The organism is Streptomyces sp. NRRL WC-3549 (genome assembly GCF_000721935.1).
GTDB lineage: Bacteria > Actinomycetota > Actinomycetes > Streptomycetales > Streptomycetaceae > Streptomyces.
In genome coordinates this window covers 15,096-26,155 of sequence record NZ_KL585381.1, presented here as the reverse complement: position 1 = coordinate 26,155, position 11,060 = coordinate 15,096, and the positions used below count along the sequence as shown (strand labels likewise).

General features: G+C 65.7%; 5 protein-coding genes and 1 pseudogene. 1 reads left to right on the top strand and 5 read right to left on the bottom strand.

Annotated features, from left to right (window positions below; all coding sequences use genetic code 11):
* Nucleotides 1-328 precede the first annotated feature (328 nt).
* From IH13_RS0100325 to IH13_RS40245, 4 genes are all read right to left on the bottom strand, one after another.
* Nucleotides 329-3,235, bottom strand: a complete 2,907-nt coding sequence (locus IH13_RS0100325) for an RNaseH domain-containing protein (RefSeq protein ID WP_234433168.1) — start codon at nucleotides 3,233-3,235, stop codon at nucleotides 329-331.
* A gap of 170 nt (nucleotides 3,236-3,405) precedes the next feature.
* Nucleotides 3,406-6,708 carry a hypothetical protein gene (locus tag IH13_RS0100320; RefSeq protein ID WP_031079962.1) on the bottom strand — a complete coding sequence of 1,101 codons (3,303 nt, stop codon included), beginning with the start codon at nucleotides 6,706-6,708 and terminating at the stop codon, nucleotides 3,406-3,408.
* Nucleotides 6,705-7,913: a restriction endonuclease-related protein gene (locus tag IH13_RS0100315; RefSeq protein ID WP_234433167.1), complete on the bottom strand. Its 1,209-nt coding sequence runs from the start codon at nucleotides 7,911-7,913 to the stop codon at nucleotides 6,705-6,707. Before IH13_RS0100315 ends, IH13_RS0100320 begins: the two co-directional genes overlap by 4 nt.
* Nucleotides 7,914-8,017: 104 nt before the next feature.
* Nucleotides 8,018-9,244, bottom strand: coding sequence for a helix-turn-helix domain-containing protein (locus IH13_RS40245; RefSeq protein WP_082317484.1), 1,227 nt, complete (start codon nucleotides 9,242-9,244; stop codon nucleotides 8,018-8,020).
* A 334-nt stretch (nucleotides 9,245-9,578) separates the two neighbouring features.
* Here IH13_RS40245 and IH13_RS0100310 point away from each other — a divergent pair, with 334 nt between their 5' ends.
* The gene (locus IH13_RS0100310; RefSeq protein WP_031079958.1) at nucleotides 9,579-10,421 is read left to right on the top strand and encodes a hypothetical protein; all 843 of its coding nucleotides are present in this window, start codon (nucleotides 9,579-9,581) and stop codon (nucleotides 10,419-10,421) included.
* On the opposite strand, the pseudogene IH13_RS0100305 reads toward IH13_RS0100310, so the two are convergent.
* Nucleotides 10,351-11,060: pseudogene (locus IH13_RS0100305) on the bottom strand (hypothetical protein); the annotation flags it as partial. The gene IH13_RS0100310 and the pseudogene IH13_RS0100305 sit on opposite strands and share 71 nt — an antisense overlap.

Below are 11,060 nucleotides of genomic sequence, written 5' to 3'. Positions count from 1 at the left end.
GATACGAGATTCGAACTCGTGAGGGGTTGCCCCCAACACGCTTTCCAAATGTTCGTACGGGGGTCCGGCGGGGGTCGGGGGCGTCCTGACCTGCGGCGGAGCGTTCGAGGCGGCCCCGTCCGGACGGGGCCGGACGGGGGCGAATGAGACCAGAACTGAGACCCGCCAGCCCCGGCCTTCCGTGATCATCTAGGAGCCCTCGGGGCTCATCAGGCCGGTGGGGATCCGGTCCTTGAGCGCTTGCACCGCTTCTGCCAGCGTCCATGGAGCAGTTCCAATTCGGCACGGCGTTCGTGATCACGGACTCGACGGCTGGGCCGACGCCGGATTATGCGTCGGTGCCGCAGGCTTCCTTGAGGATGTCGAGGCTCGCTTGGTCCTTTGGCTCGGAACGCCGGAACTGGGGGTGGCCAAGGTCCATCTGCAGTGCGGCGTGAAGTGGCGCGGGGTAGCGGGTCCGGTCGGACCACGAGAGTGCCTGGTGGCTGAGTCGGGCTGCGGCGACGGCGAGGGCCTCGCGCTCGTACCCGTTGCGTGTGTGCATCGGAGTGATTTCGCGCGTGGTCATGCTGTACCAGGGGGAGTTGAGCTCGTTCTCCTTGCGCTCGTCAGCGTTCTTTGACGCCTTGCCCGGGTTCGCGCGCCAGCGGGTCTTCCACTGTCCGTGGCGCTTCTTACCGTAGTTGCGGGGCTCGGTGAACAGGAACCACGGATGCCCCTCGGGCCGCTCTTCAGGGTAGTAGAGGTCGCTGGAGGTCTTAAGCGGCTTGGTGGTGCCGTTCTTCAGCTTCTCGGTGACGGATACGAGTCGCGGCATCTCGGCCTGCGCGCAATTCATGCGGATGATGCTGACGGGGTTCCAGGAAGCGGGCAGGCCGCTCCCCGGAAGCCACAGGCGCGGGTCGTTCGGGTCCGGGGGGAGGCCCTGCTTGTTGTTATGCAGGCCCGGCCACACGCGGCGGCTGGCATGGCCGTCGATCATCAGGGCGTACGGGAGCCCATCGAGCTCGTCGCTGAGCTCTTGGAGGGCGGTACGGACGTCCTCGCCGGCCTGTGCCCAACGCTGCATTTCGCCTTGGCCGTCCTGCGTGTGCAGAGGGTAGTTGGAGGCGTGGAAATTGCTCTGCGCCCGCGCATAGTGCTCCCACTGCGGGTGGATGTTGCTCCAACCGAGCATGCGCCAGGTCTCGCCGGCCTTGCGGGACGGGATCACCGCGGTGGCGGTGATGATCCTCTTGGGCTGTCCCTTGTACTTGCGATCGGTGGCCTGCTTGCGGATATGGATGCCCACGAAGGCCATGCGAGGCAACGGATAGGGGTCGTCTTCAGGGTAGAGAGCACGCTCGAACCGATCGTCGATCACGCCGCACGATCGGTACAAGTCCAGCTGGCCCATGTAGACGCGGTGGTCTTCGAACGCCGCAGCGGGCCTCTTGACGGTACTGAACGACTTGGTGAACGGGTCGTAGGTGCGGCCGACCAAGAACTGAGACGGCACTCCGGCCTTTGCGAGCTCCCGTACTACCTGGTGTTTGGCGTCATTCTCGGCGAGGGCGGACTTCACCTCGGCGGGCTTCATGCCGTCATGCTCCTCCCCGCGGACGGGGAGCTCCGTCTCGCACCAGGCCGCGAGGAGCACGCCCGGTTCCGCGAATTGGCTGATGAGGGCCGCGGCGTCCGAGGCCCGCTCCTTTCCAGGACCGTGCTTCAGCAGAGCCTCGGCGTTGCAGAAGACTGCCTCGATGCCCTCCGCGAGAGGCGTGGTGTCCCTTCCGTTGGGGTTGGGGTCGATGTGTTTCGGATCGAGGCTGTAGGGGTGGGCGAGGCCATGGATCATGCGCGTAAGGGTCTCGTCTCGGTACCAGAGGCACAGGATCCGGAGCTTGGTGTAGCCGGCTGCTTCGATGGACCGCCGGATGCTATCGGGCGAGGGATTACCGATGAGGTCGATGTAATCCCCGTCGCTCTTTCGCTTCTTCTTCTCCTTCCCCTGCGCCGAGGTGGCGGGTTCGTGGAGCCGCTTGCCGAACACGTTCCCCTTCGACTTCAGCTCGAGCAGAGAGACGGTGTCGCCGAAGGCGCGCCGGATCTGGTCCTGGAGAAGAGAGAGCTGGTAGATGCCGGCGCCGGTACCGACAGCGAAGGAGTCCGTTTTGGGCATGGTCGGCCGGATGGTGCCCGGCGCGGGCGTGAGGATGTCTACCCTCTTACCGTCTTCGTCCCTCAGGTTCAGGCGGTGGCGTTCGTCGGCAACGCGCTCTTCCAAGGCTGTGAGCGCTGTCCGGTCGGCTTCGAGTTTCGCCAGGATCTCCAGCGCGTGTTTGTTCGCCTGGCGCAGGCCCCACCCGTCCAGAGAGAGGGAAAGCAGTGGGCGCTGCGTCCCTTGATCAAGCAAGGCAGTGCGCGCGTGGACCACGGTGTTGTTGACGCGGCGGATGTGTGCGTTCAGGTTCAGGACGGGGTTGGGCTCGGCAGTGTAGGTGGCCATTTTCACCGACACGCGGGACATGGCGTACTGGACTTGCGTCCGCGTGGGGTCCTTGGGACGGGCGGTGGCAGCCTCACTGAGGTTGACAGGATGGGCCAGGGAGGCGAACAGCGGGCCGATGGGGTGGTCCCATGCGATCAGGTCGCCGTCGCTGTCGGGTCGGTAATACACGGCTGCGGTGTTGGTGGACGGCTGCCAGTCGACGATGCGTTCCTTCGTCTCGCCGTCCTTCGTCACGTACGGCTCGCGGACCGGTTCCACTTCCGTGTCCAAGAGCGGTTTAGCGGCCACCTTCTTCGCGATATGCCACTTCACCGCCTGATAGGCCCAGCTGTCAGGGCTGGCCGGCCTGTCGTCCTTTTTTGCGAGGATGTTCTCGGCGAGGCTGAGCGACTGCGGGGTGACGTCGGCCACGAGTTTCGCCAAGGCGGGCTCGTCCATGAACGGGATCTCGTCGAGAGGGATCTTGCGGACGATCCCTTCCAGGTAGGTGAAGACGTTCTTGAGGACGGCGGGCTCGACGGGGCTGAGCGTCACCATGAACGCCAAGTCTCTGTCCAGGTACACATACCCGTCAGTGATCTGCTGGAGGACGGTGACTGCGATGGAGTACGGAATCAGGAAGGGGTCGGAGTCCTGTACGCCTGCGATCCGCTTGCTGTTGCGGTTGGCCGTGCTGCCCAGGTCACGCCAGGCTCTGCGCGTCGGCGAGTGGTAGTCACCGAAACCCCAGACCAGGGCGGTCATGCCGTCCAGGAGCTGTGGGGTGCACTTGATCGATGTGGTGTGTGCGGTGAGATCCCGCTGCGTGCTGCGACGCCCCATGGACGGTCTTACCTCTTCTCTCGGCTTTTCTCCCTGACAGGGAGACCAGCCCCCGTCTGCACCAGGGGAGGGCGGGGGCAGATGTAGCTCGTTCAGAGCATCTCGCGATCGAGTCCTGCGTAGGTGAGGAATGCCTGAAGTGCTTGACCGTAGAGCTCGTTCATGATTGCGCGCTGCTCGGGGTTCCAGTCGGCATAGATCTGCTTGATGATCGTGGCCAGGTCGGAGCTGAACTTCTGGTCGTGGATGGCGTGGTCCACGATGTGCAGGGTCATGTCGGTTTCGCCGCGGCGGGCTCGGCCGGCGAGCTGGATGAGCAGGACGAGCATTCCTGCGACGAGTTCTTTGCGCAGGTCGTGGTCCATGTTGGAGAACCGGGCCGGGGAGCGGAGGATCTTGGAGAGTTGCTTCCAGGAGGCTTCCCCGGCTCTGCGCAAGTCGGCCAGCGGGGTGTCGCTGCCGCCGACGGGGAGGGTGTTGACGCCGGCGGCGTTGACGCTCGCGTGCAGCCAGTCGGTGTCCTCGATGCTGAGGACGGGCCGGACACAGAGGTAGATGTCGCGGACAGCGGAGCGTGTGCCCACGACGATGTTCAGACCTCGTCCGATGACAGCGAGGGGGGCGATCAGGATTTCCCCGCGTTCGGGGAAGTCCTTCAGTTCCTCGCGGACCATCCTGTCCACATGAGGAGGCAGGTGCTCCTCGTAGTTCTGCTTCTCTGCCTTCTTCACGAGCAGGCAGACTCGGTGGTTAAGACCGTCGGCTTGCGCCACTCCGGAAGCGAGGTGGGCGGCCTGCTCGTAAGAGTTGACCGTGAGAATGACACGGGCTCGCTCCGGCTCCCGTTTCTCCAGGTGGGCCAGGCGTCGGGCGAGCTGCTGCTCGTAAAGACCCCGCCCGAGATCTCGCAGGGCGTTGGGTTTCAGTTCCGGTGGCAGACCACCGATACGCATCGCGTCGCCGGCGCCACTGCGTACAGGGGTTGCGAGAGTGACGATGGATTCGGGGCGCGTATCAGGCAGCCACCATCGCACCGGGGCGTGGATGTGCTCTTGCACGGCCTGCGGCAGGTAGGCGGTGGCCGACAGCCCCATGACGGGACGCTGCACGCCGGCGGTCAAAAGCGATGTGAGGCCGCCGAGTTCGGAAACAAACGTATGTGGATCGCCTCCGAACGACCGGGACAGGAGCTCGGCTTCCTTCTCCTTGTTGTCCATGCCTTTGACCTGGTAGCCGTGGATGGAGCGGCCCAGCATCGCCAAGGGGTACAGGGTGGCCACCGTGCTGCTGCGCATGGTCTCAAGGATCTTGCGGACCGACCCCAGGTCCAGGTAACGCAGGGTCTGTGCCTGCGCGCGCAGTTCGTCGAGTGCGCCATCGAGTTCGCGCAGCACCGTCCGGGTGACCAGCAGGTTGATCACAGCAGCCTGCCGGTGCGCGTCGGGCACGAGCCCGAGGAGAAGCTTGCGCATCTCGTCGCGGGTGTCCGTGAGGTGGTCCTGGCCGCGCTGCGCTGTGAGCGTCATCAGGGCGGTCTGAACGGCGTCCCAGTCCGCGCCTTCGGGGAGGTCGAACTCTTCCTCGTCCGCCTCGGAGCCGTACCAGCGGGCGGGCATGATTTCGTTGAGGAAGGCGAACAGCTCGGGCGGGATGTCCTCGGCCGCAGTCGCTTCGGGGAAGAGGATCTGGAGGATCTCGCGGTCCCGTGAGTGGGCCAGACGCCAGCCGGTGTTGTCGCGGCCGGCGCCGTCGGGGCCGTCCATTTCGTTGCCGGGATTCAGCTTCAGCCCACGTCCGGAGCAGAGCCACAGCAGCAGCATCTCGGCCATGAGGCGGGCATGGCTGACCGGTGAGACGAGCCCCATCTCGTGGACAACAGGAAGGTTCTTCGCGTCGGCGTCGATCTCCCGCAGTGCGGTCGTCCTCTTCCGGGAGGCGAGGGTGATTTCCGAAGTGCAGCGGCTGATCGCTGCTGTCTGGAAGGCGTCGATCTCGTCGATCACCAGGGCATCGCAGGCGCGCAGGGTCATCTCCAGGACGCTCATGCCCCGGGTGCCGCGCGCCTGACCGCGGAACTCCTGCCCGTCCAGCACGACACCAATTCGAGTGCGTCCTTCGAGCAGGTTTGCGTGGTTGGTGACGATGACGGCCGCGTTGGTGGCCCGGTAGAACTGCTGAAACTTGCCGCACGTCGGTGCGAACGGGCAGGTCAGCCGGTTGGAGCCAGTGGCCTCAGAGGTCAGCGAGGTGCAGTTCTCTTCCCCGTAGGGGTACAGGGTGGGCGGGTCCATCAGCGCCCGCTGCGCGCATCCGGTCGACAGAAGGCCGATGTCCGTCCTGGCGCGACGGTCCCACTCGTCGATCTGGGTGGAGGTGCCCAGGGCTGCATAGTCCATGGCGCGCCGGTGCATGCTTGACGGGGACATCAACGGCGTGCAGTGAGTGGGCTCGATGAGCCGCTTGATCTTGTGGAGATAGGCCAGGTCGTTATTGATGTCCCAGGCCATCTCCAAGGTGGCCCGGACGTCTGTGACGGCGAGAGCGATGCGCCGGTCGTTCAGAGCAGCCCATGAGGCCAGAACCCTCACCAGAACGGTCTTGCCGCTTCCCGTGGGAGCGTTGAGCAGCTGCAGATCGCCGGCAGTCAGGTCGAGTTCGGTCAGCGCGCCCGTCGTCGTCTTCATGCTCTTGAAGAACCGCTTGAGCACCTTGTGCAGGTAGCGGACGCTCTTGTCCTGCCCGCTGAGGGTCTTGGCGACCTCCAACAGCTGCTCCACGGTCGGTGCGACCCGGTCAAGCGGCGGCCGAGTGTGCACCTGAGGCAGGAACTCATGCCCGGGTGCTTGCCGAAAGTCGGGCGTGGCCGGGATGACGATCTCCCTGCTGGTCGTGCCGTGCTCCGGGCCCAGGTAGGCAGTCCTCGTCTTCAGCTTTCCCGGGCCGGCGAATGCCTGGGCCTTGGGGCGCTTGCCGAAGGTGAAGAAGGGGCCGGTGACGCGTTGCACGTAGCCGAGAAAGTCACCTCCCATACGCGGGATCGCTGCGTCCGCAAGGTGTGGATCTCCAGGTGGCAAACGCAGCGAACCTCCGGAGCGATCGGCGATGTCCGGCTCTGATGACAGGACTCCGAGCATGGCGAGCACCGAGGTCCGGAGCTTCTTCGGATCCGTCCACTCCTGAGCCATCAAGGTCATGACCTGACGGATGAGGTTTCGCTCAGTAGTGGGCAGGCTCGCCCACTCGGACCAGGCTTGCGGCTTTCGGTGCGCGAAGAACGTGGCTTCCTCGAAGCCGGCCAGAACATGCCCCTCGTCGTCCTTGCGTGGGAAGTAGTGGGCGGCCAGCGCAAGTGCTCCGGCGAGGCCGGCCTCCGTGCCCGTCATGTCGCCGCTCATGCCTGGCCCCCCTTGGCGTGGTTGATGACCATCTCCAGGTATTCCGTCGCGGTCATCGCCGCTTTCATCCCGTGTCTGCGGCACACCGCATTGAGCTGGTCCACTTGCTCCCTGCGATGGTCAGGCACCACCAAATACTCGGCGCCGCCTCGGTCGCCGCCGTCCAGGTCGAGTTTGCTGACCAGATGGTTGGACCAGGTGTAGTCCTTGAAGTCGGCCATGAACTGGGGTTCATCGTTGTCGGCATGGGTCATCCACAGGTCGCACTGATCCCCGTTCGGCCACAGGTGCGACGTCCAGGGTGTGCCCTCGAGGCTGGCCGAGACTGCCCGATGCAGGGCCAGCTCGGGAAGTCCGGGTACCACGGTGTATCGCCACACGGGCCGCACCAGCACGACCGTTTCCTCCACCGCTCGGGCCTCCGGCACTAGCGGAACGGCACCGGTCCACAGCGGGGCGAAGCGACCCGACGGCACTCGGCACTCGAACGTCGGGTGCAGCTCGGGAGCCGTTTTCCGGCGAGTGGTCACGACGTACTCGTATGACGCGCCCGTCTCATCGTGCCAGGGGTACAGGCAGCGTACTTGGCCGCGGATACGCCCGGCGGATCGGTCTGTCGTCACCTTCATCGGCCACTGACAGGCCGGACAGGGCCACCACCAGCCGCTGTACTGCGCGTATTGGGCGATGGGGCGGTAGAAGTCGTTCGCCCGGGAAGGCAGGTTGAGGGTAGCCAGATCCTTCCTCGGGACGGTCGGGTTCTCGACCAGCGTCCTGCGGTGTCTCTCGTAGAAGGGGCCCTTGATCGCGCTGAAGACGGATTCTTGGCTGTACTCGTCATCCAGCTTGGGCTTGGTGACCTGGCCGCTGAACTTCCCGACCTTCTCCGCGGCGCGCATGACACGCTGCGCCTCGTGCCGGAAGTCGAAGCCGTCCTCGGTTGCGACGCCGTCGCTCTCCAAGAGCCGTACGCCGGCGAGCTCCTCAGCATTGATCCACTCGGGCAGCAACCTCTCGAGGGACCCCGCCCGTTCACCGGTGAGTCTGCCCATCAATTCATCGAAGGGGATGTGGTGTCCGGGGCCACATGCCGCCATCAGAATCCCGTGGGCTTCCATGAGGCGGTCCAGGCGCCGGGGGCCAGTCAGCTCCCCGGCAGCCATTGCGTGTTCACACACCGCGAATGCTTTGACGATCTCCAGCAAGACGTGGGTCTGCTGGACCGTGGTCGTGTCTCCGTGTCGCGTCATCGGTGGGGAGGCTACGACACCGCACTGACAATGGACCTCCGCTCCACTCTTTGGAGTGATCAGGTGAACATTAGTGCGATCGAATCGACTTCAATGCTTGGATACAAGGAACGGTAGGTACCGATGTGATCCTTGATGTGGCGTCGGCCGGAATCGGTGAGGAACCAGCGGTATGGTCCGTGGTCCGCTCCATCAGGGAGACGCAGAACGATGAAGCCGCGGCTGGGCGTGCGCCCGTCGGGGCTCTGACCCACGGCAAGGTAGTGCGGTCCACGTCCGGCGAGGCTGCCGTCCACACCTTGCGTCCCTGCCCGCGCGACACGAACCACGATTTTCCATAGCCACGGCGACAGTAGTGCTGCGGGCGGTGCTGGAGCGGGAGTAACCCCGAGCGCTGCGCGTGCGACCGCTCTGCCATGCCGAGTCATCTCTACGCGCGTACGCGGAACATCCCCCAGCCCGTCGATGTACAGGCGATCCCGGTAAACGATGATCAGGCCCCGCCTCTCCAGTGCGCTCACGGAGGACCCGGTCCCCGGATCGTGAATGCCGGCCTCCCGGAGCCGCTCCTGGATGCGGGTGAAGCCAACAAGGTCAGCTGGCGCACTGAGCGCCAAGGTCAGCCGTCGCCACGCTGCAGCGGGCCGTTGAGTCTCTCCTGCATAGCGGATCTGGCGCTGTTCCCCTTCCGCTTCCTGATCCTGATGGAAGATGCACGTCAGGTAGCTGCGCTGCCGCTCGTTGAGCTCGCGCCAGGTTGTCATTGCTCTCTCGGAGGCGTTGCGAGGCCGACGAGCTGGTAGCGCTGGGGCCGCATCGTTCGGACGCGTGCGACGCCAGGCATCAATGACTACGCGGTCAGGAACTCCGTAGACCTGGGCCAGCATCCGTGCCACGCGGCCTTGGGTTTCGGGCGACGGCCAAGTCCGCCCGCGCACCGGGCGACCACGCTCGAGGTCACGTATCTTCTCAGCGCTGATGTGCAGACCTTGCGATGCTCGTTTACGGCGAAGCAGTGAAGCGACCTCGGCGGTACTCATACCCGCCCGACGACGCAGATCCTGCAGCGTCTCGGTCCCCCGTTCGCCCGCAGTCAAGTCCTGCGCATCACAGCGCAGCACCTTCAGTAGGCGCCCGAAAGCTCGGTCGCTTACCGCTTGTGTCCCGGCCTCCCAGCGGCGTACGGAGGCAGGTGAAACACCAGTGGCTTCGGCCAGCTCCTTCACGCTCATACCTCGGAACCCACGCTGCTGTTCCAGAGCCTGAGGGGTGAGGGACTGTGCCATGCCTCCCAGCAAAACGCAGTCGACGGGCCGGAGCAACCACCATCCAGTGGAACAACGGCGCCTCGCTGGTGTCACTCGGTGCGGTAAACGGCTTGGGGCAGGGGGACCGCCGACATCGGGAGCGGTGGAAGGAGACGTACGAGCGGAGGGAACGGCCATGGCCAGCCTTTATCGGGACGCGTGGACGCTGAGTACCAACGCGTCGCTCGACTGCAGGTGGCACAGGTATGGGCGGCCTGAACGACCCTGAAGGAGCCTCCGTGGCGCTCAGTTCCATCTGCTGGTTTTGGCAATCGCCGTGCAGCTGGATCAACAGACCTGGCTCAATGGACCCATGGAGATGGGTGAGCACTGGGCCTACCGAGCGAGGCCGAAGGAGCTGGGCGGCCCGGTTCGTCGGGTCGAGGTCGTACGGGTAGGCGGTCGCGGCCGAGCTGATTGGCTCCACGTGCGGTTCCTCGACGGTGACGATGCCGGACTGCAGGAGTGGGTCGACGCGACTTCTCTCGTGGCGCACTGGGAGGACGTCGAGGCGTTCCACGCGGACGACGCGAGCGAGCTCGTCCTGGCCGAGGCGTCACGGCACGTGCGGGGGAGCGCCGACTTCGAGGCCGCACGGTTGATCCTCGGGTTCGTCCGCCCGAAGAGCAAGCTGCGGTTGCGGCGCAGTGTCGCGGACGCAGGGGTCCTCGAGATGGGCAGTCTGGACGGCAGTGCTCCCCTTGTCGGCATGGACTCCACGGAGCTGCGAGGCGATCCGATGGTCTTCGAGAACCGCGACGGCATGTGTCTGGCCGGGTGGCCGGTCACGGAGCGCATCGCGCGCCTCGTGGCCGGGCGTCTTGCCGAGGACATCCTGCCGGAGGTGGACCGCCGGCAGCAGGGCATCGAACAGGAGCGCACGCAGTCCTCCTGGTACTCCTACAGTCGCCGGGACGACCGCAAGCGGGACGCGGAAGCGGCCGTCCTGCGGACCGTCCGGGAGTGGTGCGGTCAGGACAAGGCCGAGCGTTACGACGAGCTGGTCGCCCTGCGCGAGGAGGTTGTCCGGCTCGGGAAGCTCGTGGAGAAGTCGGTGAAGGCCCTACGTGACCGCGGGCACGGCGTCATCGCCTCCACCATTGAGCGCGACCTTGGGGTCCATATCTCCAGCCTTGGTCCAGACGTTCGTCGGTGAAGCCACGCCACCGCTCCGGCTCCGGCTTGGGCGGTTCGGCCTCCGCCTTGGGCTCTTCCTGCTTCGGAGGCTTCTCTTTCTCCGGCCGCTGCGGGTGCCAGCCGTCGAGGAAGGGCCTTAGCTGGTCGTCCGTGGGTTCCGCGTGGAGGCCGTGGCCGGTCAGGCTCCTGCCGGCCACGGTCGGGTCGAGCCGGTCAGCCTCCGCCTTCCCCCACGCTGACCACTCGCGAAGCCGCTCGGCTTCGTGGGCGTCGTCCGAGACGGAGGCGGCCTCGTCGAGCGCGGCGCAGAAGGCCCGCATCTCCCCTGCGGTCCGCCACTGCGCCAGGGCGGTGCCGAACCGGTCGACCCGTACGGCGTCCACCGCCTTGATCGTCGCGACGCTGACCGCCGCTTCCCATTCTCGCCGCGTGCGCTCCTTCTTCTCTGCCTTCCGCCGGCGGTGCTCCTCTTCTTCCTGGGCCTCTCGCAGGCGGCGTTCCTCCTCCTCCCGCTCCCGCTCCTCACGCTGACGCTGTTGTTCCGCCTCCCGCGTCAGCCGGGCCTGCTCCTCTTCCTCCGCGCGGGCCTTCAGCGCTCGGAGGACGGCGTCGATCTGGTCCTCCAACGGCTTCTTGGCGGTGTCGGACCATTCCTTCG

What these genes read in the sequence shown, in the direction of transcription:
- IH13_RS0100325 (WP_234433168.1), bottom strand. Translation starts at nt 3,235, where the DNA reads ATGACCGCCCTGGTCTGGGGTTTCGGTGACTACCACTCGCCGACGCGC.
- IH13_RS0100320 (WP_031079962.1), bottom strand. Translation starts at nt 6,708, where the DNA reads ATGAGCGGCGACATGACGGGCACGGAGGCCGGCCTCGCCGGAGCACTT.
- IH13_RS40245 (WP_082317484.1), bottom strand. Translation starts at nt 9,244, where the DNA reads ATGGCACAGTCCCTCACCCCTCAGGCTCTGGAACAGCAGCGTGGGTTC.
- IH13_RS0100310 (WP_031079958.1), top strand. Translation starts at nt 9,579, where the DNA reads ATGGAGATGGGTGAGCACTGGGCCTACCGAGCGAGGCCGAAGGAGCTG.